General features: G+C 46.7%; 21 protein-coding genes and 1 pseudogene. 5 read left to right on the top strand and 17 right to left on the bottom strand.

From position 1 onward, the window contains the following. Positions 1–7 precede the first annotated feature (7 nt). The 7 genes from serC to DXD25_RS10120 all read right to left on the bottom strand — a co-directional run bounded on the left by serC (position 8) and on the right by DXD25_RS10120 (position 8,930). The gene (gene serC, locus DXD25_RS10150) at positions 8–1,075 is read right to left on the bottom strand and encodes a 3-phosphoserine/phosphohydroxythreonine transaminase (protein WP_117663395.1); all 1,068 of its coding nucleotides are present in this window, start codon (positions 1,073–1,075) and stop codon (positions 8–10) included. A gap of 302 nt (positions 1,076–1,377) precedes the next feature. Beyond that, positions 1,378–2,697: a DEAD/DEAH box helicase gene (locus DXD25_RS10145; RefSeq protein ID WP_117663394.1), complete on the bottom strand. Its 1,320-nt coding sequence runs from the start codon at positions 2,695–2,697 to the stop codon at positions 1,378–1,380. A 25-nt stretch (positions 2,698–2,722) separates the two neighbouring features. Next, positions 2,723–3,994, bottom strand: a complete 1,272-nt coding sequence (locus DXD25_RS10140; protein ID WP_233522267.1) for a M48 family metallopeptidase — start codon at positions 3,992–3,994, stop codon at positions 2,723–2,725. Continuing rightward, positions 3,981–5,084 carry a DUF6057 family protein gene (locus DXD25_RS10135; protein WP_117663392.1) on the bottom strand — a complete coding sequence of 368 codons (1,104 nt, stop codon included), beginning with the start codon at positions 5,082–5,084 and terminating at the stop codon, positions 3,981–3,983. The genes DXD25_RS10140 and DXD25_RS10135 overlap by 14 nt, the downstream gene beginning before the upstream one ends. Positions 5,085–5,094: 10 nt before the next feature. Next, complete coding sequence (locus tag DXD25_RS10130; protein ID WP_117663391.1) at positions 5,095–7,221, bottom strand: alpha amylase C-terminal domain-containing protein; 2,127 nt, start codon at positions 7,219–7,221, stop codon at positions 5,095–5,097. 41 nt (positions 7,222–7,262) lie between these two features. Next, entirely contained in the window at positions 7,263–7,706 is a 444-nt protein-coding gene (locus DXD25_RS10125) for a YhcH/YjgK/YiaL family protein (protein ID WP_117663408.1), read from the bottom strand. A 120-nt stretch (positions 7,707–7,826) separates the two neighbouring features. After that, a complete protein-coding gene (locus DXD25_RS10120; protein ID WP_222847546.1) occupies positions 7,827–8,930 on the bottom strand; it encodes a phosphatidylinositol-4-phosphate 5-kinase in 1,104 nt (367 codons plus the stop codon). A gap of 362 nt (positions 8,931–9,292) precedes the next feature. Here DXD25_RS10120 and DXD25_RS10115 point away from each other — a divergent pair, with 362 nt between their 5' ends. Continuing rightward, positions 9,293–10,003, top strand: coding sequence for a LytTR family DNA-binding domain-containing protein (locus DXD25_RS10115; RefSeq protein ID WP_117663390.1), 711 nt, complete (start codon positions 9,293–9,295; stop codon positions 10,001–10,003). On the opposite strand, the gene DXD25_RS17190 is transcribed toward DXD25_RS10115, so the two are convergent. Together DXD25_RS17190 and DXD25_RS17185 are read right to left on the bottom strand one after the other, a co-directional pair. Further along, positions 10,000–10,653 carry an HAD family hydrolase gene (locus tag DXD25_RS17190; RefSeq protein WP_233522268.1) on the bottom strand — a complete coding sequence of 218 codons (654 nt, stop codon included), beginning with the start codon at positions 10,651–10,653 and terminating at the stop codon, positions 10,000–10,002. The genes DXD25_RS10115 and DXD25_RS17190 overlap by 4 nt on opposite strands. Positions 10,654–10,791: 138 nt before the next feature. Further along, positions 10,792–11,301, bottom strand: a pseudogene (locus DXD25_RS17185) (carbohydrate-binding module family 20 domain-containing protein); the annotation flags it as partial. Positions 11,302–11,673: 372 nt separating this feature from the next. Between DXD25_RS17185 and mltG the strand changes: the two are divergent. From mltG to DXD25_RS10095, 3 genes are all read left to right on the top strand, one after another. Beyond that, a complete protein-coding gene (gene mltG, locus DXD25_RS10105; protein ID WP_117663388.1) occupies positions 11,674–12,726 on the top strand; it encodes an endolytic transglycosylase MltG in 1,053 nt (350 codons plus the stop codon). 124 nt (positions 12,727–12,850) lie between these two features. Next, positions 12,851–13,123: an ACT domain-containing protein gene (locus DXD25_RS10100; RefSeq protein WP_089543380.1), complete on the top strand. Its 273-nt coding sequence runs from the start codon at positions 12,851–12,853 to the stop codon at positions 13,121–13,123. Positions 13,124–13,154: 31 nt separating this feature from the next. Continuing rightward, positions 13,155–14,519, top strand: a complete 1,365-nt coding sequence (locus tag DXD25_RS10095) for a PFL family protein (RefSeq protein WP_089543381.1) — start codon at positions 13,155–13,157, stop codon at positions 14,517–14,519. A gap of 234 nt (positions 14,520–14,753) precedes the next feature. Here DXD25_RS10095 and DXD25_RS10090 read toward each other — a convergent pair whose 3' ends face one another. From DXD25_RS10090 to DXD25_RS10060, 7 genes are all read right to left on the bottom strand, one after another. Continuing rightward, complete coding sequence (locus DXD25_RS10090) at positions 14,754–15,749, bottom strand: rhamnogalacturonan acetylesterase (RefSeq protein ID WP_117663387.1); 996 nt, start codon at positions 15,747–15,749, stop codon at positions 14,754–14,756. Positions 15,750–15,908: 159 nt separating this feature from the next. Next, a complete protein-coding gene (gene hisS / locus DXD25_RS10085) occupies positions 15,909–17,270 on the bottom strand; it encodes a histidine--tRNA ligase (protein ID WP_117663386.1) in 1,362 nt (453 codons plus the stop codon). 96 nt (positions 17,271–17,366) lie between these two features. After that, positions 17,367–18,641 carry an adenylosuccinate synthase gene (locus tag DXD25_RS10080; protein ID WP_117663385.1) on the bottom strand — a complete coding sequence of 425 codons (1,275 nt, stop codon included), beginning with the start codon at positions 18,639–18,641 and terminating at the stop codon, positions 17,367–17,369. Positions 18,642–18,665: 24 nt separating this feature from the next. After that, on the bottom strand, positions 18,666–19,130 hold the full coding sequence (locus DXD25_RS10075; protein ID WP_117663384.1) for a Fur family transcriptional regulator: 465 nt from the start codon (positions 19,128–19,130) through the stop codon (positions 18,666–18,668). A gap of 174 nt (positions 19,131–19,304) precedes the next feature. Then, a complete protein-coding gene (locus tag DXD25_RS10070) occupies positions 19,305–19,967 on the bottom strand; it encodes a Maf family nucleotide pyrophosphatase (RefSeq protein WP_117663383.1) in 663 nt (220 codons plus the stop codon). A 47-nt stretch (positions 19,968–20,014) separates the two neighbouring features. Next, entirely contained in the window at positions 20,015–20,533 is a 519-nt protein-coding gene (locus DXD25_RS10065; protein ID WP_117663382.1) for an HAD family hydrolase, read from the bottom strand. 41 nt (positions 20,534–20,574) lie between these two features. Continuing rightward, entirely contained in the window at positions 20,575–21,390 is an 816-nt protein-coding gene (locus DXD25_RS10060; protein WP_117663381.1) for a Rossmann-like and DUF2520 domain-containing protein, read from the bottom strand. Between the two features lie 131 nt (positions 21,391–21,521). Here DXD25_RS10060 and DXD25_RS10055 point away from each other — a divergent pair, with 131 nt between their 5' ends. Continuing rightward, positions 21,522–22,532 (top strand): GNAT family N-acetyltransferase, encoded by a 1,011-nt coding sequence (locus DXD25_RS10055; protein ID WP_233522265.1) that lies wholly within the window; start codon positions 21,522–21,524, stop codon positions 22,530–22,532. On the opposite strand, the gene DXD25_RS10050 is transcribed toward DXD25_RS10055, so the two are convergent. Further along, positions 22,529–23,149, bottom strand: a complete 621-nt coding sequence (locus tag DXD25_RS10050) for a TetR/AcrR family transcriptional regulator (RefSeq protein WP_158556325.1) — start codon at positions 23,147–23,149, stop codon at positions 22,529–22,531. The genes DXD25_RS10055 and DXD25_RS10050 overlap by 4 nt on opposite strands. Positions 23,150–23,165: the final 16 nt, after the last annotated feature.

Genomic DNA, 23,165 nt, shown 5'->3' with positions numbered 1-23,165 from the left:
TCAAAGTTCAAAGTTTCTCAAAATCCTGCATAGCCTTGACGAGTGCCTGAACACCCTCCATGGTCTGTGCATTGTAGCAGCTGGCACGGAAACCACCTACAGAACGGTGACCCTTGACACCAACCATGCCACGCTCTGTAGCGAAATCAAGGAATGGCTTCTCCAGCTCCTTGTACTCATCGTTCATCACGAAGCAGATGTTCATCAATGAGCGGGATGCTTCTTCTACGGTACCCTTGAAGAGCTTGTTGCGGTCAATCTCAGCATAGAGAACCTCAGCGCGCTCGTGAGCTCGCTTGTCAGCAGCCTCTACACCACCATTTGCCTTCAACCAGCGGAGGTTCTCCATCAAAGTATAGATAGGAACTACAGGAGGAGTATTGAACATACTGCCCTTCTCTACGTGAGTACGATAGTCGAGCATGGTAGGAATCTCGCGAGGAGCCTTGCCGAGCATATCATCCTTGACGATGATAACGGTAACACCAGCCATAGAGAGGTTCTTCTGGGCACCAGCATAGATGGCGGTGTACTTGGAAACATCTACCGGACGGCTCATGATATCTGATGACATATCAGAAATCAAAGGCACGTTCACGTCTGGATCTACACGGAGTTCGGTACCATATATTGTATTGTTGCTTGTGAGATGCAAATAATCACAATCGGCTGGCACAGTGTTAGGAACCTGAGGATAGAAAGTGTAGTTGGCGTCGGACGATGATGCGATCTCCACGACCTCACCAAAATGCTTTGCCTCTTTCATTGCCTTCTTAGCCCAAGTACCAGAATTAATGTAGGCAGCCTTCTTGATGAGGAAGTTGGCAGGAATCTGCATGAACTGCAACGACGCACCACCACCAAGGAAGATTACGGAGTAACCCTCAGGAATGTCAAGAAGCTCCTTGAAAAGGGAGACAGCCTCATCAACAACTGGCTGGAAATCCTTAGCACGGTGGCTGATTTCCATCAATGAAAGACCTGAACCATTAAAATCCAAAATCTGCTTTGCTGTGTTCTCAATCACTTCACGTGGAAGCATTGATGGACCTGCGTTAAAATTGTACTTCTTCATCTTGTTTAATTATTTTAGTTTTCTGACCATGCCATTCCTGTTAGCAGGAACAGTATAAGCGCAATCCACCCATATAGTCAAATGAGCAACCCTTATGTATGGATTTACGGATGCGAAATTACATATTTTATTTGAATCTACCAAATTTTCCTGCACATTTTTAGCGATTTGGGCAAAAATCTTTCATTTTGTCAGTGCTTTTAACATATTTATCGCATATTTATGCCATAAATATCAATTTACAATAAGAAAAGCCTCCTCTGGATATAATTTCCAAGAAGAGGCTTTTATCTATATTAAAATCATCGCACTTCTTCTACGATGGTCTTTACGCCCTTAATTTTCTCACCCTTTACATTGTTGAGCACACTTCTCAACTTTGGTCGGGCTATCGCTGCATAGGCATAGCGGTCGTTGACATCAATCTTTCCAATTTCAGACGAATTCAAACCGCCCTTCTTGCAAAGGAAGCCCAGGATATCGCCCTTGCTGATCTTATCCTTCTTTCCCTTACCTATATATAAGGTAGCCATTTTTGGCTTTGCAGGCATCGGCAACTCCTCTACGGCAGGAATCTCGTAATCCTCTACCTCTGCATCAACATATTCAGGAATGTGCTCCTCCGGACCCAACAGGAAGAAAGCTCTACCCTGCGCCTCCCATCTTGCGGTACGCCCTACACGATGGATATAGCCATCCTCGCTTTCCGGCATGTGGTAATGGATGATGTTATCGATGTCTGGGATGTCGAGACCACGTGATGCGAGATCGGTGCTTACCAGGATATTGGCACTGCCATTGCTGAAACGATAGAGTGAAGCCTCGCGCTCCTTCTGCTCCAGACCGCCATGGAAGAAAGAGGTAGAGAACCCCTGCTCCACCAGATACTTATTGGTACGCTCTACGCTATCACGATAGTTCAGGAAGACGATGGTGCTCTGGTCGCCCAAACTGCGGAGCAACATACCCAGACTCTCCAGTTTATCCTTCACCGGACTTTCCACCTTATATATATGTACACGTTCAGGTACCTGCTCCTCGTCCATTCGATAATCAATCTTCTCTACTCTGCCCATGTGTACGAAACGCGGAATTTCCTCAGCCTCGGTAGCAGAAAGCAGGAAGTGACGGCGCAAGCCTGGAAGCGATTTCACCAGACGGCTCATCTCATCCTGGAAACCCATTTCCAGACATTTGTCAAATTCATCAATTACGAGATATCTGATATGGTAACGGTTCAGATTACCCTTATCAAGATGATCGTTCAGACGGCCTGGAGTTCCGAAGACAATCTGTGGGCGCACCTGCTTCATCACACGATGCTCATCCATTGTTGCACGACCTCCATAGCAAGCCATGGCACGAAGTCCGCTACCCATATTCTTGAGCACGGTGGCAGACTGCAGCGCCAGCTCTCTACCAGGAGTCACCACGATAGCCTGCGGCTCGTCGTCGCCGGCATCAATGAGTTGCGAGATCGGCAGGAGATAAGCCAGCGTCTTACCACTACCCGTAGGCGAAAGCACTACCACATCTCTATCGGTGTGCAGCACGGCCTGCATCGCATCCTGCTGCATATCGTTGAGTTCGATACCCAACTTATCTAAAATTCTATCTATCATTGTCTTTTATTTATTGAAAAAGAGATTACTTTTTCTTCATGATTTTATCTATTTCATCAAACTCCTTACCCATATTCAGGTTCAGATAGATGGTATAGAGCGGAAAAGCCCACTTGGATTGTTCATTAGGCTGGAGCTTTCTGTATTTTACCAAATAAGGGAGTGCCTTCCTGTAATTGGCATCCACCTGTTCACGCACCTTTCTCGAAGTCTGCGAACTCTTATCCTGCTCCACTGCCATATTGAAATAACAGATGCCTGCATTATAATATGGATCGGCAAGTTCCTCATTCACGGAGATAGCCTTATCGCTTACCTTGATACACTCCTGGAGCTTGCTCTGTTCGAAGAGGATGTTGCTCTTGGCAACAAGATACATATCACTGTCTGGCACAATGGTGAGAGCCTTATCTACTACTGCCATCGCAGAATCCAGCTGATTGATATCTACATAAAACTCCACGAGTCGTGGGAAGAAATACGGGAAGGTAGGTACCCGTTCGAATCCTTCCTTGAGCGATGCCAGATAGCGCGCTGTATCCTTCTCCAGATAATAGGTTTCGGCAAGATACTGCAACATATAGTTGTAATGCACGGTATCTTTCAGCGCTACATAAGAATGATGCAGCGTTGCCTTGGGATCCTTCATCTTATAGCCGGAATATACGGCATAATAGGCAGCCAGAGGCAGATGCTTATCCTTCTGACTGTAATCGTATGACTGGAACAGCGGCTGGTTGGCACAATCTATATAACGGTCGAAGAACTTATAGGAATCGGCATACTTCTTCTTACCGAGGAACCACAGTCCACCATTAAAGAGATTGGTGCGGATATGGGAAAGATAATCAGCATGCTGCTTACGGAATTCGATTTCCACCTTTCCCTTTTTATTAGGAACCATCTCAACAGAATCAAACTGCTGCGCAATCTCGAAGAGCTGTCGGGTGAGGTTGAAGAGCTGGGCTGTATCATACTTCTGCTTGAGATAGAGCTTTTCGTTACCCTGCTCGTATTGCTTGCGCACAGCATCGAAGTAAAGGTTCCAGATTTTCTTGTTGTTCTGATTGGCAGAATCAGCCAGAAGTTTCTGCATGCTCGCCTGCGCTTGAGGCAGGTTCTTGCCCGACTTCACCTGATCCTTCGCCAATTGTATTTCCTTCTTCTGGGCAAAGCCCGCAGATGGCACAAGAAGGAGCATCCACAATAGGACACTCGCCAAGTTGCGGAAAAACGGATATCCCCATTTACTACTATATCCCGATATTTTATGTCTCAATCTATTATTTATTTCCATAATCATAATAGTACCAATATGTGTTGCTGTATGTATCGCGGAGAACAGACTGGCGTTCTACCGGATTGCTATATTTACGCTCCATCGACTGATAATCGGCAAAATCGGCATCCATCACGTTGTCGTGAAACTCTACGATAGGATGCGTCCGAAGATGACAATAGAGCAAAAGTGCCTCTTTGTAATGAGTTGGCAGCTTGGTCAATTCGTGATACTTAACCAGCTTGCGGACAAATTCATCGAGCTTCTTGTCCAGCAGGAGCGCACAAAGCTCGTACTCCTTCGAGAGGCGATACTTCAGGCGATGTTTCTTCATCCAGGGCGATGTTCCATACATCCACACCGGAGCCTGCCACATCAATGCCTTGACGGACGTGCCATTGATATACATCGACTGGCTGCCGCCTACCAATGGATAGGAGAAAAGACGGCTGCCCAGCTCGCCCGTTCTATAAAGACAGGCTATACGGAGCATCGTAAGCGACGAATCGGTCTGCAGGGATTTCTCTCCAACCTCTAAAGCTTTTTCATACTGTTTTTCTTTCATCAGATGTTCCATCTTCATTCTTTCGTGAAAGAGGCGATCATTGTTGGTGATGAAGATAACAGCCAGCATCATCACGACAAGCTGGGAGATGTTCACCCATGAGTAACGCGAGAACCAGCCGAAACTATGTGGCTCCTGCTCAAGAGGTTCCAACTGTCTGGCGACCCAAATCACGCCAGCCCAGACCAGCAGGCTGAAAGGCAGGACAAGCCACCACCAGCCCAGCGACACGCCAGCATCTACATGGGTAGGCACATCGGCTATCAGGGCCAGCAAAAGGAATGAAGGGAAATAAGTAAGTCCGTGGAAGCGGCGCTTCACACGGGTCACCGCGTATGCTCCCAACTGCAGCAGAAAGCATACAAAGGTAACAAGCAGCGGTGCAAGCGTATAGAAATAATCAGTCTTACCTTCTGATAAGACATGCTGCGCCACGGCTAGAATATCTGCCTGGTAACAAGCCAGGAATGTATAAGCAAAAACTAAAAAAATGATAGCACAGGCGAAGCGCATCTTCGCCGTGCTATTCCTTTTATGATCCATATATCTATGTTTAATTTTTCTTGAGCACCAGTGCCGAACGGGCTGGCAAGTAGAGCTTCAACCACTCCTTGCGATCGTTCACATACACAGGGTCATAGTTGGTGAGGTGGGTCATCTCGTCATCATTCAGACCGTTGCCACCAAACGCCTTGTTGTCAGTATCGAGTACCACGCTATAGGCACCGGTTGGTACCAGGAAGCCATAGTCGGTAAACGAGCGGGTTGGCGAGAAGTTGAAGACGAAGAGCAGGTCGCCTCTCATATAAGCGAGCACCTGATCGCCATCATTGTGCCAGATTTCAACAACTGGTGTCTTGTTAAAGTTCTTTTCACTCTTAATTGTCTTGAGCATCTCCTTGTCGAAGTCGCCGAGATAGTGATAGCAGAGATCCTTGTTATCTACCAGATTCCACTGTCTGCGAGCATACTTGTAGCTCCATCCGTTACCCTCGCGAGGGAAATCAATCCACTCTGGATGGCCGAACTCATTACCCATGAAGTTCAGGTAGCCGCCATTGATGGTAGAAGCAGTAGCCAGACGAATCATCTTGTGCAAGGCAATGCCTCGGTGAACCATATCGTTCTCATCACCCTTCTTGAAGTGCCAGTACATATCAGCATCTATCAGGCGGAAGATGATGGTCTTGTCGCCTACCAGTGCCTGGTCGTGGCTCTCGCAGTAAGAGATGGTCTTCTCGTCTGCACGACGGTTCTTGATTTCCCAGAAGATGCTGGATGGCTTCCAGTCTTCATCCTTCAGCTCCTTGATGGTCTTGATCCAGTAGTCTGGAATATTCATCGCCATACGATAGTCGAAGCCATAGCCGCCATCGGCAAACTTGGCAGCCAATCCAGGCATACCGCTCACCTCTTCGGCAATGGTGATGGCATTCTTGTTCACCTCGTGAATCAGACAGTTGGCAAGGGTAAGATAGCAGATAGCATTATCATCCTCATGGCCATTGAAGTAGTCACCATAATTGCAGAACGCCTCTCCCAGACCGTGGCTGTAGTAGAGCATAGAGGTTACACCATCGAAGCGGAAACCATCGAAGTGGTATTCGCTGAGCCAGTACTTGCAGTTGCTCAGGAGGAAGTGCATCACCTCATCCTTACCATAGTCGAAGCAGAGACTGTCCCAAGCTGGATGCTCATGTCTGTCGCCAGGGTAGAAGTACTGGTTAGGATCACCGGCAAGATTGCCGAGACCTTCCATCTCGTTCTTCACTGCATGAGAGTGAACGATATCCATAATGACAGCTATGCCATTCTGATGGGCTGTATCGATGAGATCCTTAAGCTCCTCAGGGGTTCCGAAACGGCTGCTGGCAGCAAAGAAGCTGCTAACGTGGTAACCGAAGGATCCATAATAAGGATGCTCCTGGATTGCCATGATCTGAATGCAGTTGTAACCATCCTCAATGATACGTGGCAGCACCTTCTCCTTAAACTCTGTGTAGGTACCAACCTTCTCTGCATCCTGTCCCATTCCGATATGGCACTCATAGATGAGCAGCGGAGTGGTGTTAGGTCTGAAGGTCTTCTTCTTCCACTTGTAAGGCTCAGGGCTCCATACCTGCGCAGAGAAAATCTTGGTCTGCTCATCCTGAACCACACGGTTAGCCCATGCAGGGATACGCTCGCCTTCTCCACCTTCCCAGTGCACTTTCATCTTGAAGAGATCACCGTGCTTCATTGCCTTTTCCGAGAGTTTCAACTCCCAGTTGCCGGTGCCCTTGATACGCTTAGCACGATACTTAGGGCTTTCCTGCCAGCCGTTGAAATCTCCGATGAGATAGATATCTGTAGCATTTGGCGCCCACTCGCGGAACACCCATCCCTTCTCCGTCTTATGCAATCCGAAGTAGTCGTATCCGTTGGCGAAATCGCTGAGCGAAATCTTGCCGTTACGGGTAAGCTGGTTGAGTTTCCAGAGCGCATGCTCATGTCTTCCTACGATAGCAGGCTCAAAGTCTGCCAGATATGGATCGTTCTTCACGAGTCCGATATGTTTTGGGGCAGCAGCCTTCACGGTTTTCTTGGTAGCGCACTTGGCGGTTGCCTTGCAGGTAGCCTTCTTGGCTGTTGTCTTCTTTGCTGTAGTATTTTTAGCTGAAGTTTTCTTTTCTGTTGCCATATATCATGATTTTAGATGGTTCTACTATTTGATTAAGGTTTTTAAGCCTTTACCTTGAAGATAGCCTTATGGATATCACCCTTGCCGATGCATGGCTGATGACCGTCCTGTGGGAAGAAGATAGCAAACTGGCCTGGCTTGCAGGTTACCAGTGTCTGAGCCTTCACGCCAGGATACAAGGTGCAATCCTTAGCCTCGTTGTATTCCACTTCCGGGAGATCCTTCACTGGAGAATATCCATAGGTTTCCTCTGTATTCATAGGAATCTGAATATCAATCATCTGACGATGTGCCTCGATGGTAGCTTCTTCCTCGGTCTTGCCGTGAGCTACAGCGATATTCACAAAGAGATCATCACCCAGGATAGGATGCTTGCCGGTCTCCAACTTAGTGAGATCATTCTCGTTGATAAACTTCACTACTTCTGTGAAGAGTGGATTAAGAGAAACATATTTCTCCAAATTGTCTAATGTATCAATTACCATAGTATATTGAATTTTGTGATTGATTTCTACTTTCTTAAGTTTATATTTCAGGAAAGCATAGAAGCGGATAAGCATTTCATTGCCTCTAGATTGAATCATAATTCAATTCTTGCCGGAAGTTTAATCCTCAAATCGCTTTCCGTTCTCATATACACCCTTGGCTGTAACCTGACCATTGCGGTCTTTCTCTACAAATCTGCCATCGCGTGCATCCTTCTTATAGTTGCCCTCGAAGCGCTTGCCGTCCTTGTTTTCCTCGATACAGAAGCCCTCGCGCTTGCCATTGTGATAGACACCCTTGAAGCGGTTGCCGTTGGCGTAATGTATCACCACATTGCCATCGACATATCCCTTCTTGAACTCGCCTTCAAAGATGTCACCGTTCTTCTTGGTCAGCTTTCCCCTACCATTCTGCAGGTCGTCCTTCCAGCTGCCAACATAGATGTCGCCATTCTTCCATACGAAAGTACCCTGTCCGGAACGCTGGCCATCCACAAACTGTCCGGTGTATTTCGAACCGCTGGCTGAGCGGAAAATTCCTTCACCGGTACGTTCACCCTGCGAATAATCACCTTCGTATATATCGCCATTATGGAATTTGTAGATACCCTTACCGTCCTGGATATCATCCTTCCAGTCACCAATATAGGTATCACCGTCAGCATATTTAAAGGTACCCTTGCCTGAGCGCTGGTTATCTACCCACTGTCCATCATAGGTGGTTCCATCTCCCCAGTCAAAGAATCCATTTCCATTCTTCATGTCGTTCATCCACTGGCCTTTGTATTTGGCACCGTTGGAATAGGTGTAGGTACCCTTTCCCTGTCGCTTATCCTTATACCAGTCTCCGTCATACTTATCACCATTGTAATAGTACATCACGCCATGTCCGTGCTGGAAATCGCGGAACCAGAGTCCTACATACTTATTATTGTTCTGGAAGTAATAGGTACCCTTGCCGTGCTGCTGGTCCTGCAGCCACTGTCCTTCGTATCTCTCGCCATCCGAGAAAGTATAAACGCCATAACCACTGCGCTTTCCCTTGACGTAGGCACCCTCGTAAGTATCACCATTCTTATAAACGGTAGATCCCTTACCCTGTGGTTTGCCGCTTACCATCTCTCCCTTATACTGACCGCCATCACGGGTGATGCAGCTACCGAGCGAGATTTTCTGCGCCGACATGGCAAGAGGCGAACATGCCAGCATCATCGCCAGCATCATCTGCTTACCTGTAAGCAAAAACGTGCTTACAGAAAAATATCTTATAGAATTGTTTTTCTTATCATTCATGTCGTTTATCATCATTTTGATTTCGAAAAGAACCGGTATTACAGCCATTCCCGGACCACATGATTGCGAGTCCAGAACGGAGTTTGACCGATTCCGAACCGATATATTCGATTCAATCCCCAAAAGTAACGCTTTTTCGGCAAACTGCCAAATAGATTAAGCAAATTTAAGGGAAAAAGAATAAAAATAAGATTTCCAGAAAAAAAAGCTCTTCCGGATACAATAAAACGCAAAACCAGCCGTTATTATGCAAATAAATGATAATACCATCAAACTAATCAAATAAAATAAGTATGATATTAAACTGCGCTATCATAGATGAAGATCCTGAGGCTTTGGCTTTGCTGAAGCATTATGTTGAGGAGACACCATCCCTCAACCTTATCGGTGCGTACCACAACGCCATCGAAGCTGTAGATGGAATCCACCACAACCATCTCGACATTCTGTTTCTTGCCATCCACATGCAGCAGATCAGCGGACTCGAGTTTGCCAAGCTCGTGCCGATGAACGTGAAGATTATCTTCACCACCGCATTCAAGGAGTATGCCATCGAAGCATACAAGGTGAACGCCTTCGACTATCTGGTCAAGCCTATCCTATACGAAGACTTCATGCAGACATGCCAGAAGGTATTCGACCATTATATGCAGGACGATGCCTACAACCCCATCAAGCGCGATGGCTTTGTAGTGGTGAAGAACGAAAGCAAATACACCAGGATTCCTTTCGAGAACATACTCTTTATCGAGAGCGTGAAAGATTACGTGAAGTTCCACATGGCGGATGGACGCAACATCATGACCCTGGGCAACCTGAAACGCCTGGAAGAGAAACTTCCGCGCGAGAAGTTCAGAAGGGTGCACCGCTCTTTCATTGCCAATCTAACTAATTTCGATTACATCCAGAACATGAAGGTCATCTATGGCAAACTGGCGGTGCCTATCTCTGACACCAACAAGGATGATGTGGTGAAATTCGTAGAAGAACACGGAATCAACTAACAGATCTGCAGTGGGGATGTAACAAATATTCTAGCATCATGTGCGATAAGGAATTCGAGATTCCGGAATCCCCAAAGCACACTGATGCAAGGCATTCCGCTGTTCTTGGCGGTCATGACATCCACATCACTGTCGCCGATATAGACAGCGCTTTCCCTATCAGCATTCATCTGGCGCAAAGCCTCATTTACCGTATCTGGGGCTGGCTTTTTCTGAATATCCTCACGCTCACCTATAGCCACATCTACCAAGTCGCCAAAGAAATGGCGGCAGAGGGCTTGGGTGGCAGCATAAAACTTATTGCTCACCACGGCAATATTCTTGCCTCTATCCTTCAATTCCTGTAACATTTCCATCACACCCGGATAAGGCTGCGTGGTATCAAGATTATGCATCATATAGTGCTTGCGGAAATCGGCAAACACCTGTTCAAACTTCTCATTTTCCCAACCATCCGGAATGGCACGTTCCATCAATTTCTTGACACCGTTTCCAACAAAGCGGCGCACCTCATCTATGCTTCGCTCAGGAAAGCCATTCGTCTTGAGGGCATAATTGCAGCTCGCAGCCAAATCGCCCAGGGTAGAAAGCAAGGTACCATCCAAGTCGAAGATATAGGTATCGAAATTAAACTGAGCATGAGGCGGCATTTTCTTCACACGGAATTCACCGCCATGAAGGATACAGACATCCTTGGAATAAAGTCGGATTTCATCCGGACCGCTAGCCGCATAGCGGTTGGCTTTCTCCTCCTCATCATGGCCATAGGCAATACCTGTTCCCATGGTGCGATTCTCACCAAACTCCCATCTCTTGAACTGATGGGTCTTGGCATCCACTACCACATATTTATACTCCAGCGGAGCCTCCAAAGCCTGTACGTTGACAGAGAGCACCCAACTGGTTCCGCCCTGATGAATCATCGGAAGATAATGGTCGGTATTCCACTCGCCCAAGGTTGGATGATTACCCAGCAGTGCCACAGCCTCACCCTCGTGAAGCTGAGGAGCAGAAACCTTGAAGATCACGGTCTGCTCGAACAGAGGCAGCTTGGCAACCTCATCACCCGTCCAGACTACCGGAGCCGTATAGTTGATGAAACCGCCCAGCAGCTCATTCTCATCATCCAGCCAGAAGTCGGACAGGATATAGTTTCTGTTCGCCTCATACACATAGGCTCTAGGAGAAGCAACAGATTCCCTGCGCACCACATTTCCCTCGGCATCTACCACCTTATAATAATAGGCTACAGCCACAAAGGGATGATGACGGTTTTCCAAAGTATGGGTTTCAGCCATCCAATGATAACCATCTACTGTGTTCATCGCCAGATCTACCACCTTCCGCTTTCCGTCACGTGCGAAGAAGGTGATATCAGCATGCAGAGACTCCCCCCACTCTGCCTTGTATGATATTGTAAATTTCATTCTCATATCATCAATCGTTTTAATATGTCAATATTCCTCAGTTTCAATGATGCAAAGGTAATGAAATTCTTCATACCACGGATAAAGAATCGGCGAATTAACCTATTTTAATTGCATACGCTTTGCTATTTGGCATTTTTACTGTACTTTTGCACCAAAATGTTTCAAGAAGAACAGATCAAGTTCAAAGACAAACAGAAATGTTTCAAGAAGAACAGAAAATATTTTAAGTAGATAAAGAAAATGAAGAAAAAGAAAACAACTTCTAAGTTTTACCTCTATGGCGCCATCGGCTGCATCGCCGCCATCGCCATCGTAGGTTATCTCTACTGCTTCTCATCATTCTCGAAAAGCAGCGAAACCAAGTATGTATATATCGACGCCGATGACAACATCGACTCTGTATATAATAAGGTGCAGCCTTTCGCCAAGAGCATCCCGATGCAGGCATTCCGCACACTCACCCTTCATTCAGGCTATGCCGACCACATCCGCACCGGTAGATACGCCATCCATCCTGGAGACGGAGCACTCAAGGTCTGGCGTCACATGAAGAACGGTTTGCAGGAACCTGTCAACCTCACCATACCTTCCGTACGCACCATCGACAAGCTCGCCGTGGAGCTGAGCAAGAAACTAATGCTCGACAGCACAGAAATCAAAAAGGCACTCACTGATGAGGCGGTTTGCGAGAAGATGGGCTACGATACAGCCACCATCGCCTGCATGTTTATCCCTAACACCTACGATATCTACTGGAATGTATCCATCGAGAAATTCCTGGAACGCATGAAGAAAGAGAGCGACAAGTTCTGGAACTTTGAGCGCACGGAGAAGGCAAAGACGATGAAGCTCACTCCTAACCAGGTGATTACACTTGCCAGTATCGTGGATGAGGAAACTGCCAACAACGGCGAAAAACCGATGATTGCAGGTATGTATTACAACCGACTGATGCTGCGCAATGCAGAGTATCCGGAGGGTATGCCACTGCAGGCTGACCCAACCATCAAGTTCGCCTGGAAGCGTTTCGAACTGAAGCGTATCTACAACAACCTCCTGTACATCAAGAGCCCATACAATACCTACAAGAATCCAGGTCTTCCTCCTGGCCCAATCCGCATTCCATCGGTTGCCGGCATTGATGCCGTACTCAACCATGTAAAGCACGAGTATCTCTATATGTGCGCCAAGGAGGATTTCAGCGGCACCCACAATTTTGCCCGCACCTATCAGGAGCATCTGCAGAATGCTGCAAAATATTCCAAGGCACTCAACGAAAGAGGAATCAAGTAAACGACATATCAGAAAACTTGCAAAATGTCTGGCATTTTGCAAGTTTTCTGTTTTTTATTTGGTAGTCTCCCTAAATTGTTGTAAATTTGCAGCATTAAACTTTCCATATAAAATAATTTATTACATGAACAGAACGATTATTACAGTAGTGGGCAAGGATACAAAGGGTATCATCGCCAGAGTTTGTACCTATTTGGCAGAGAAGGACGTCAATATCCTGGATATCTCTCAGACCATCGTACAGGAGTACTTCAACATGATGATGATTGTTGACATGGGTAAGATGAATACATCTTTCGAGACTGTTGCCGACGAACTCGCTGATCTTGGCAAGAGCATTGGTGTTCAGGTAAAATGCCAGCGTGAGGAAATCTTCAACATGATGCACCGCATCTAAGTTTATCACATTTAAAAGCAATAGAAGGAATATGATCAATATATCTGAGGTTATCGAAACCAACAAGATGATTGAGCAGGAGAACTTCGACGTGCGCACCATTACCATGGGTATCAACCTCCTGGACTGTGCCACTTCAGATCTCGACCAGCTCTGTCAGAACATTTATAATAAGATTACCCGCCTCGCCAAGGATTTGGTGAAGACCGGTGAGGACATCTCTAAAGAGTATGGTGTGCCTATCGTAAACAAGCGCATCTCTATCACTCCGATTGCACTCGTAGGTGGTTCTGCCTGCAAGACTACCGATGACTATGTGAAGATTGCCAAGACTCTCGACAAGTGTGCCAAGGAATTGGGTGTCAACTTCCTCGGTGGATACTCTGCCATCGTTAGCAAGGGTATGAGCAAGAGCGATGAGCTCCTCATCCGTTCTATCCCTCAGGCTATGGCTCAGACCGATTTCATCTGCAGCTCTGTAAACGTAGGTTCTACCAAGACCGGTATCAATATGGATGCCGTACGCCTGCTGGGCGAAATCATCAAGGATACAGCCGAGGCTACCAAGGATAATGGTTCCTTGGGTTGCGCTAAGCTCGTTGTTCTCTGCAATGCTCCTGATGATAACCCATTCATGGCTGGTGCCTTCCATGGCGTTTCTGAGGCAGACGCTGTTGTCAGCGTAGGTGTCAGCGGTCCTGGTGTAGTAAAATATGCATTGGAGCAGGTGAAGGGCGAAAGCTTCGAGGTTCTCTGCGAGACTATCAAGCGTACTGCTTTCAAGATTACACGTGTAGGTCAGCTGGTTGCCAAGGAGGCATCACGCCGCCTGAACGTACCATTCGGCATCATCGACCTTTCATTGGCTCCTACTCCAGCCATCGGCGACAGCGTAGCTGATATTCTGGAGTTGATTGGTTTGGAGCGTGCAGGTGCTCCAGGTACAACCGCAGCGCTCGCACTTTTGAACGACCAGGTTAAGAAGGGCGGTATCATGGCTTCTTCTTATGTTGGCGGTTTGAGCGGTGCCTTCATCCCTGTTTCTGAAGACCAGGGTATGATCAATGCCGTAGAGGCAGGTGCACTTACTATCGAGAAGTTGGAGGCAATGACTTGCGTTTGCTCTGTAGGTTTGGATATGATTGCTATCCCAGGCGATACTGCAGCTACCACCATCTCCGGTGTCATTGCAGATGAGGCTGCCATTGGTATGGTAAACCAGAAGACTACTGCCGTCCGCATCATCCCTGTTGTGGGTATGAAGGTGGGAGATACTGTAGATTTCGGCGGTTTGTTGGGTTATGCTCCAATCATGCCGGTTAATCAGTTCAGCTGCTCTGATTTCGTAAATCGTGTAGGTCGCATTCCTGCTCCTATCCACAGCTTTAAGAATTAAGACATTAAAAACTTTCCATATCGTTTGGGGGAGGCATCAGTCTATCATGACTGCTTGCCTCCCCTTTTTCACTAGTAGAAAGTTCCGTTCAACGTCATTGAACCGACATTCAACGTCGCTGAACGTACATTCAACGTCGCTGAACGGAGATTCAACGTCGCTGAACGAAGTTTTCTACTAACTCTAAAAACATTTTCCTTTAAAGGTAGAAAGTAATTTTCCTAGCACTTGCAGCTACTTCTCTATACTGGCACCAAACTGCAGCACATACTTAATCTGCTTGCCGGCAACATGAGAAGGATTCTTCCATTTACCACCCAAAACCAGAATGGTAGCTGGCTGATTGGCAGGAACAGCATCTACAGCCTGCTGCAAAGTCATGAAGTTACCCCTACCCTCGGCACTTACCACATAATCATAATGACGAACATGCTTCTTCAGTGCAGGCACCTGCTCGGCCAAGGCATCAGCCAATGCATTAGCTACCACATGCGCACCATAGACATTATAATGGGTGTTATCTTTTTTACCCTTTGGAACCTGAGGATTCTCGCCTGGCATAAACCACATGTGAAGCTTTCTGCTGCCTTCGATACCCATCTTGGTTTCAATGTCGTGGGTAATCTTGGTAGCATCCACGAATGGCACATTCAATGCCTTGGCTACATGGCGTGGAGCTACGACATAAGCTCCGTGGGTATCTATGAGCGTATCACTGTTGATGAGTTCTTTGCCATCATATTGTTTGTCACGTAGTTTCTCGTCGTTATCATTCTTCAAATCCTCAGAATAATAGCAGCGGCGAACCACACTGTTCAGAAGCACAGGGATGCCCCCCTTCTGGCGGGTTTCGTTTACATACTTGGCGAGATGCGCATCAAAGGTACCGCCAGGCTCGGTATAACGATCAGAGAAATGCTTCTCATCATTATGACCAAACTGGATAAGAACATAATCGCCTGGCTGCATCTTATCAAGAACTTTCTGCCATCTACCCTCATCCAGGAAGCTCTTGGAGCTTCTGCCGTTTACCGCATGGTTGTCAACGATAATCTGGTCGTCGAAGCAACCTTGCAGCACCATACCCCAACCACGTTCCGGACTAGTCTTATACCATTGCTTTTCGGCAGCAGTAGAGTCACCAATAACGAAAATAGTAGTTTTCCTGGAACTGGAAGTCATCATCAGAACCAAGACAAATACAGACAAAAAAGTTATTATTCTTTTCATTGTTTTATATAGTTTGAGTTTTTAAATGTTTCTAGCCCTAAAGCTAATAAAAATCCGCCTCCTATGCAGAGTTTTCACAAATTCACACATAAGAGAACGGACGAATGGTAAATATATACGGTAGAAAAACCTTATACCAGAATTATATAGCCTTTATTATTACTTAACGACAGCGATGAGCTCCTCTGCAGAAACCAAAGTCTGCTCACCACTCTCCATATTCTTCAATGTAACCTTGCCAGCTGCCATCTCATTCTCGCCAGCGAGAACTACGAATGGAATCTGCTTCGCGTTGGCATAGCTCATCTGCTTCTTCATCTTCGCCTTGTCTGGGAAGATCTCAGTGCGGATACCAGCTGCACGAGCGGCAGTCACGATAGGAAGACAATAGGCAGTCTCTTTCTCACCGAAATTGATGAAGAGCACCTGAGTAGAATTGACCGCCTCCTTTGGATAGAGATCGAGGGCATTGAGCACATCGTAGATGCGGTCGGCACCAAAACTGATACCTACTCCACTCAATCCTGGCAAGCCAAAGATACCGGTAAGGTTGTCGTAACGACCACCACCAGTGATACTGCCCATAGGAGTATCAAGCGCCTTCACCTCGAAGATGGCACCAGTATAATAGTTCAAGCCACGAGCCAAAGTAAGGTCGAGCTCAATCTCATTGTTCAAACCTACAGACTTCAAGGTATCAAGGATAAACTTAGTTTCCTCTACACCCTTCAATCCGATTTCAGAACCTTCGAGCACCTTGGAAATCACTTCAAGCTTCTCATCATTAGAACCTGACAATGAGATGATTGGCTGCAACTTCTCAATAGCTTCTTCAGAGATACCATCCTTGCGCAGCTCCTCGTTCACATTGTCAAGACCAATCTTGTCGAGCTTATCGATAGCCACGGTGATATCTACGATCTTCTCAGCCTCACCAATTACCTCAGCAATACCGGTAAGGATCTTACGGTTGTTGATCTTGATGCAGACACGCACACCAAACTTGGTAAAGACTGTATCTACAATCTGCATCAACTCAACCTCGTTGAGAAGAGAATCAGAACCAACCACGTCGGCATCGCACTGATAGAACTCGCGATAGCGACCCTTCTGTGGACGGTCGGCACGCCATACAGGCTGAATCTGATAGCGCTTGAAAGGCATCTGCAACTCATCACGATGCTGCACCACGTAGCGTGCGAAAGGCACGGTAAGATCGTAGCGAAGACCCTTCTCGCAGAGCTTTGCTGCCAACTTGAGTGATCCGAGCGAATGAATATCTTCATCGCTCACCTTATTCATATAGTCACCTGAATTCAAAATCTTAAAGAGCAGCTTGTCGCCCTCCTCGCCATACTTACCCATCAAGGTCTGAAGGGTCTCCATGGCAGGAGTCTCAATCTGCTGGAATCCGTAAAGGGCATACACATCCTTGATGGTGTTGAAGATGTAATTACGCTTTGCCATCTCAACAGGACCGAAATCGCGGGTACCCTTTGGAATACTTGGTTTCTGAGCCATTTATTTATGTTAAATATTAAATGTTAAATGTTTAATGCCCAGTGCTATGCTCACCCTTAAGCAAACATCATACACCAAACATTAAACACTATCAAATTATTTACGAACAATAGTCTGAGCGCGGTCTGGACCGATAGAGATGATACCAATCTTGGTCTCAAGGAACTCCTCTACGAATGCAATGTAGTCCTTGAATTCCTGTGGGAACTGATCCTCAGAAGTAAACTGAGTCATATCAGTCTTCCATCCCTTGAACTCCTTGTAAACAGGCTCTACGTTATCAATCTCGTAAGGGAAATCTGTAGTAACAGTGCCATCAGGCAACTTGTAAGCCACGCAAGCCTTGATGGTATCGAAACCATCGAGCACATCGCTCTTCATCATGATAAGCTCGGTTACACCGTTTACCATCACAGAATACTTGAGCTGTACGAGGTCGCACCAGCCACAACGACGCTCACGGCCAGTAACCGCACCATACTCATGACCCAGGTCACGGATCTTGGCACCAGTCTCATCGAAGAGCTCTGTTGGGAATGGACCTGCACCTACGCGAGTACAGTAAGCCTTCATGATACCATAGACATTGCCGATACGGTTAGGACCGATACCCAGACCGATGCAGGCACCCGCACAGATGGTATTAGAAGAAGTTACGAATGGATAAGAACCGAAGTCAACATCGAGCATAGTACCCTGAGCACCCTCGCAGAGGATGTCCTTGCCAGAGCGGAGCACCTTGTTGATCTCCACCTCGCTGTCGATGAGCTTAAACTGCTTCAAGTATTCGATGCCCTCCATCCAGGTCTTCTCTACCTCAGTAATATCGAAATCAGTGTATCCGAGGCTAGCGATAGTCTTGAGATGAGCAGCCTTGTGAGCAGCATACTTCTCCTCGAAGTTTTCGAGGATATCACCTACGCGAAGACCAGTACGACTTACCTTATCAGTATAAGTAGGGCCAATACCCTTACCAGTGGTACCTACCTTGTTCTTGCCCTTAGAAGCCTCAATGGCAGCATCGAGCACACGGTGAGTAGGCATGATGAGATGCGCCTTCTTAGAAATGTAGAGACGGCTCTTGAGGTCATGGCCACTCTTCTCCAAATCCTTAGCCTCGCCCATAAAGAGGTCTGGAGCCAAGACTACGCCGTTACCGATGATGTTTACCTTGCCACCCTGGAAGATACCAGAAGGGATAGAACGAAGAACATACTTCTCGCCTTCGAACTCGAGAGTATGACCCGCATTAGGACCACCCTGGAAACGAGCAATGACATCATACTTAGGGGTCAAAACATCAACCACCTTACCTTTTCCTTCATCGCCCCACTGCAAACCGAGCAGGACATCTACTTTACCTGTGTTCATTTCTATAAAATATAGTTATTTTTATTACTTATCGTTTTTCTTGCGTGTAAGCTTTGCCTGGCATGCACTGCATACGCCGTAGATATAGAGGGCGAATGTATCCTTTCGGAAACGCTGCAGCTTGAGGTCATTCACTGCTGCCGTAACAGCCGGCACATTGATCTCCGTTACCTGCCCACACACGCTACACACCTGATGGATATGGCTATCATTGTAATAGCACGCCTCGTATTTGGTACCATCCACCAGACTGTGTCTCATCACGAGCCTCAGCTCGATGAAGAGATGCATTGTATTATAGAGCGTAGCTCTGCTCACCCGGAAGTTTCTCTTCGTGAGCTCAGCATCCAGCTCTTCAAGAGTGAAGTGCCCATCAATGCTATAAACCGCATCCAGAACTGCATATCTTTCCGGGGTCTTGCGGTGATGATTGCACTCCAAATATGTGTCCAAGATTTCACGAACCTTGGCTTTATTTTTCTCAGTCATAATCCTTGTTAGTTACATAAAACGCACAAAGATACTCATAATTCCGGACATAAGGGCATATTTAAATTTAAAAAAACTAAATTGCCCTATTTTTGATGATTTTCCAGCTGTTTCTTCACCAATCTGATGGCTGTTTAGGGATTATTGATGCAAATCGGCACAAAGCCAGACCTATTATTCTGCTAATTTAAGCATTTCAGCATAGATGCGCTGCACAGGCAAGCCCATCACATTGAAATAACTGCCCTTGAGTCCGGTACATCCGATGTAACCTATCCATTCCTGGATGCCATAGGCACCCGCCTTGTCGAATGGTTTGTAATGGGTGATATAATAATTGATCTCCCATTCTTCAAATTCCTTGAAACTTACTTCCGTACATACCGAGAACTTGCGCTGTTCTTTTTTCGTAGTAAGACATACGCCCGTAACCACATGGTGAGTCTTGCCGCTCAACATCTTGAGCATGCGAACCGCATCATCGGCATTCTGCGGCTTTCCGAGAATGATTCCCTTACCCTCCTGATCGTTCTGTTCATCGGCAGCAGGAGCAATCACTACGGTATCCGCTGTAAGAATGAGCAAATCATCGGAGAAGGATTTTTCTGAAGTAGAATCTTCAGAAACCTCTTCAGAAGCCTCATCTCCATCCAATAAAGAGCGATAAGCATCCGCTTTCTTCTGAGCAATATACTCTGCCACATCGTATGCATCCAAATCTTCAGGATAGCTTTCATCAATACCACGCAATACCTTCACCTCGAAATTAACATCCAATCCTGCCAACAACTCTCTGCGGCGTGGCGAATTGCTCGCCAAAATAATCTTATACTTCATCTGTTTATTTACTTTGAACTTTGAGCTTTGAACTTTGAACTTTATGATTACCATCCAAACGCCTTGGCATTGGAAAGCCAATGGCCCTGGGCACGAAGCACCTGCTCTACAATATCCCTGCCTACTCCTTCGCCACCATTTGCAGAAGAGACGTAACAGGAAATCTCCTTGATATCAGAGCAGGCATCGGCTGGGCAGCATGGGCAGCCACAACGACGCATTACCTCGTAATCCGGGATATCATCACCCACATAGATGATTTCCTCATCAGAAAGCTGATACTTCTCCAGAAAAGCATCATAGGTGTTGATTTTCACAGCACATCCCATATAGATATCCTGCACGCCCAATCCCTCATATCGCTTGCGGATAGCCTCGGTAGTTCCGCCCGTAAGGATGACGATGCGCACACCCACCTTCTGAGCCAACTGAATTGCATAGCCATCCTTGATATTCACGGTGCGAAGAGGTTCACCCGTACTGGCAAGCGTAATGGTCTGGCGGGAAAGCACCCCATCCACATCAAATACAATTGCCTTTATCTTCTTCAAATCGTAATTAATCATACTTGAAAACTTTTTCTATTTAGTAATCAGACACTTGAACTCTATTCCTTGATACTCAGCTTATGAATACTCATGCTCATTCTGTCATAGATATCCTTCATCTGCGGATTCGACTTGAGCAGAGCTCCCTGCGCCCGAAGCACATTCTCATCATACCTTACAGCCGGCCCCGTCTGTGCATCTTTCGGATCCAGCTCGTGCACCTTCGCAGCCGTCTCGTCTATCAACGGAAGCATCACATCGAACGGTATTCCGTGCTCCTCCAGGATTTCCCGGCTCAAGGCATAGCAATGATTCACGAAATTGCAGGCAAAGACGGCAGAGAGATGCAGGTACTTGCGGTCTTCACTCGCCAGATGATACACCCTACTGCTCACCTGATGCGCCACATCACCGATCAGCTGCAAGGCATGCTCATCATTCGCCTCGATAAAACAAGGTATCTGAGAGAAATCCACCTCACGCTGCTTGGAGAAAGTCTGCATCGGATAAAGCACACCATAATGCAAAGCCATTCCCTGGAAAACATCCATCGGGATAGAGCCTGCCGTATGCAGAAAGACCTTGGTCTCCTTTCCTTTGCAGAGAACAGGAATCAACTCTACAATAGCACTATCCTTCACCGAAACGACGTACAAATCTGCATCTGAGCGAACATCTGATATATCCGAAACAGGCTGTGCGCCCACCTCGGAAGCCAGAGCCGTAGCCGATGGCATCGTGCGGCTGAACACTTGCACCACATCATGACCTGCGGCAAATATCGCCTTCCCCAAATGAGTGGCAAGATTGCCAGCACCAATCAATATCACCTTCATATCTTTTTCTTTTTCAATCTTATTTTTACCTAAAGCCATCAAGCCGCTTTACGCAAGCCATCAGGCCATTTTTACCTAAACAATCCTTGATAATGTGCAAAAATACTAAAAAAGAGCCACACAATGGAAGAAAACTTGTTTTTTTATAATTAATTTATTATTTTTGCAATGTGAAAAGAATAGAAGTAAGAATATATTCGGAAAACGAGGAGCTGCCCCATCTGCTGGAGGGCAACTTCTTCCATAGCTTGGAACTCTTCCAGATAGGTGAAAAAGTACCAAGCGACACCCCCATTATGGCTGTAGCTACCCAGGAAGGAAGAGTAGTCGGACAAATGCTAGCCATGATACACCGCCGCCATATCCTTATTCCACCTTTTATATATACACATGCGCACGTACATGGAGAAGGAGCCTATCTGGATGAAGAAACCGCCGAAGCCACCTTCCCTACTCTTCTGCATGCGATGACCCGCGAACTCGCCCGCCGCCATACCCTCTACATCGAATTTTCAGAGATGCAGAAAAAGATGTTCGGCTACCGACATTTCCGTCGCACGGGCTATTACCCTATAGCTTGGCAGGAAGTATATAATTCGCTACACAGCAAGACTCCGGAAGAGCGTCTCACCGAAAAGGCTAAAATGCAAATTGAAGCAGCAGAAAGAAAAGGATTGAAATGCCATAGCACTTCTGACGAAAACGAAGTGGGAAAATTCTATCAACTCTATAGAAACTTCTACAAGATGAAACCTCGCCGCTATGTGCCACCAAGAGAATACTTCGAGCAAATAAGCAAAAGCAGCGAAGCAAAGGTCTTTGTGACAACCTACGACAAGAAACGCCTGGGTATCAAGAAAGCATCTTACGAAAACAAGATACTGGGCGGATGCACCCTGGCCTTCAGCGACAGCGATGCCTATCTGTGGCACCTGGCATCGCTCAGGAAGAGCTACCGATATCTGCATCCCGATGCCCTGACCGTCTGGCACGCCATCCAATACGCCCATCAAAGGGGCTTCAAGCACCTGCACTTTATGGATGTAGGCTTACCTTGGAAGCGAAATCCGTATAGAGAATTCATTCGCAGCTTCGGAGGCAAGCCCGTGGCAAAATACCGCTGGTTCAGATGCAACATCGGCATCATCAACAGACTGATGAAATGGATATACAAGCTTTAAAGCTGTCCGATTGCCTTATCCAGCAATTCGAGACCGCGATCGGTACAGAAACCACGAATCATAATGAGGGTGAAATTATCGAAGAGCTCCTGCATCGTAAATCTCTTATAGAGCTGCTGATGCATCATCTCTGACATACAGATTCTCGAAGACTCATAAACCACCTCGAAATTTACATCCTTGCGGAAGTACCCCTCATCTACACCAGCCTGGAAGAAGCGCATACTATCATCATACTCCTTATCATGCTCCTCTTTCAGGAACTCCAGGATGCGGGGCATTCTATGAATCTCTTCATAGAAAACTACCCCCACCTGCTGGTTACGCTCCATCTGAAGGCGATAGATATAGCCAATCACATCCATTACATTACGCGCATGCGCAAGAGCATACTCTTCAACGCGGGCCTTGTATTCTGCCCGCTCTATCTTCATTCCTGCAAGCAGCAGTTCCTCCTTATCGCCGAAGATTTCATACACCGTACGCTTCGACACACGAAGCCCACGAGAAATCTCATCCATCTTCACCGCCTTCACGCCGCGCTGGTGAAACTCCCTCATGGCATAAGCTATGATCTTATCGCGCAATTCCTTTCTATATTGATTAATTTCTGCCATATCTCTTATTTTATCT

It is taken from the genome of Prevotella sp. TF12-30 (assembly GCF_003436715.1).
Taxonomy (GTDB): domain Bacteria; phylum Bacteroidota; class Bacteroidia; order Bacteroidales; family Bacteroidaceae; genus Prevotella; species Prevotella copri_A.
The sequence above is the reverse complement of the archived record's forward strand: the minus strand, read 5'-3'. Positions and strand labels throughout refer to the sequence as shown.

What these genes read in the sequence shown, in the direction of transcription:
- serC (WP_117663395.1), bottom strand. Translation starts at nt 1,075, where the DNA reads ATGAAGAAGTACAATTTTAACGCAGGTCCATCAATGCTTCCACGTGAA.
- DXD25_RS10145 (WP_117663394.1), bottom strand. Translation starts at nt 2,697, where the DNA reads ATGATAGATAGAATTTTAGATAAGTTGGGTATCGAACTCAACGATATG.
- DXD25_RS10140 (WP_233522267.1), bottom strand. Translation starts at nt 3,994, where the DNA reads ATGGAAATAAATAATAGATTGAGACATAAAATATCGGGATATAGTAGT.
- DXD25_RS10135 (WP_117663392.1), bottom strand. Translation starts at nt 5,084, where the DNA reads ATGGATCATAAAAGGAATAGCACGGCGAAGATGCGCTTCGCCTGTGCT.
- DXD25_RS10130 (WP_117663391.1), bottom strand. Translation starts at nt 7,221, where the DNA reads ATGGCAACAGAAAAGAAAACTTCAGCTAAAAATACTACAGCAAAGAAG.
- DXD25_RS10125 (WP_117663408.1), bottom strand. Translation starts at nt 7,706, where the DNA reads ATGGTAATTGATACATTAGACAATTTGGAGAAATATGTTTCTCTTAAT.
- DXD25_RS10120 (WP_222847546.1), bottom strand. Translation starts at nt 8,930, where the DNA reads ATGATGCTGGCGATGATGCTGGCATGTTCGCCTCTTGCCATGTCGGCG.
- DXD25_RS10115 (WP_117663390.1), top strand. Translation starts at nt 9,293, where the DNA reads ATGATATTAAACTGCGCTATCATAGATGAAGATCCTGAGGCTTTGGCT.
- DXD25_RS17190 (WP_233522268.1), bottom strand. Translation starts at nt 10,653, where the DNA reads ATGCCGCCTCATGCTCAGTTTAATTTCGATACCTATATCTTCGACTTG.
- mltG (WP_117663388.1), top strand. Translation starts at nt 11,674, where the DNA reads ATGAAGAAAAAGAAAACAACTTCTAAGTTTTACCTCTATGGCGCCATC.
- DXD25_RS10100 (WP_089543380.1), top strand. Translation starts at nt 12,851, where the DNA reads ATGAACAGAACGATTATTACAGTAGTGGGCAAGGATACAAAGGGTATC.
- DXD25_RS10095 (WP_089543381.1), top strand. Translation starts at nt 13,155, where the DNA reads ATGATCAATATATCTGAGGTTATCGAAACCAACAAGATGATTGAGCAG.
- DXD25_RS10090 (WP_117663387.1), bottom strand. Translation starts at nt 15,749, where the DNA reads ATGAAAAGAATAATAACTTTTTTGTCTGTATTTGTCTTGGTTCTGATG.
- hisS (WP_117663386.1), bottom strand. Translation starts at nt 17,270, where the DNA reads ATGGCTCAGAAACCAAGTATTCCAAAGGGTACCCGCGATTTCGGTCCT.
- DXD25_RS10080 (WP_117663385.1), bottom strand. Translation starts at nt 18,641, where the DNA reads ATGAACACAGGTAAAGTAGATGTCCTGCTCGGTTTGCAGTGGGGCGAT.
- DXD25_RS10075 (WP_117663384.1), bottom strand. Translation starts at nt 19,130, where the DNA reads ATGACTGAGAAAAATAAAGCCAAGGTTCGTGAAATCTTGGACACATAT.
- DXD25_RS10070 (WP_117663383.1), bottom strand. Translation starts at nt 19,967, where the DNA reads ATGAAGTATAAGATTATTTTGGCGAGCAATTCGCCACGCCGCAGAGAG.
- DXD25_RS10065 (WP_117663382.1), bottom strand. Translation starts at nt 20,533, where the DNA reads ATGATTAATTACGATTTGAAGAAGATAAAGGCAATTGTATTTGATGTG.
- DXD25_RS10060 (WP_117663381.1), bottom strand. Translation starts at nt 21,390, where the DNA reads ATGGCTTTAGGTAAAAATAAGATTGAAAAAGAAAAAGATATGAAGGTG.
- DXD25_RS10050 (WP_158556325.1), bottom strand. Translation starts at nt 23,149, where the DNA reads ATGGCAGAAATTAATCAATATAGAAAGGAATTGCGCGATAAGATCATA.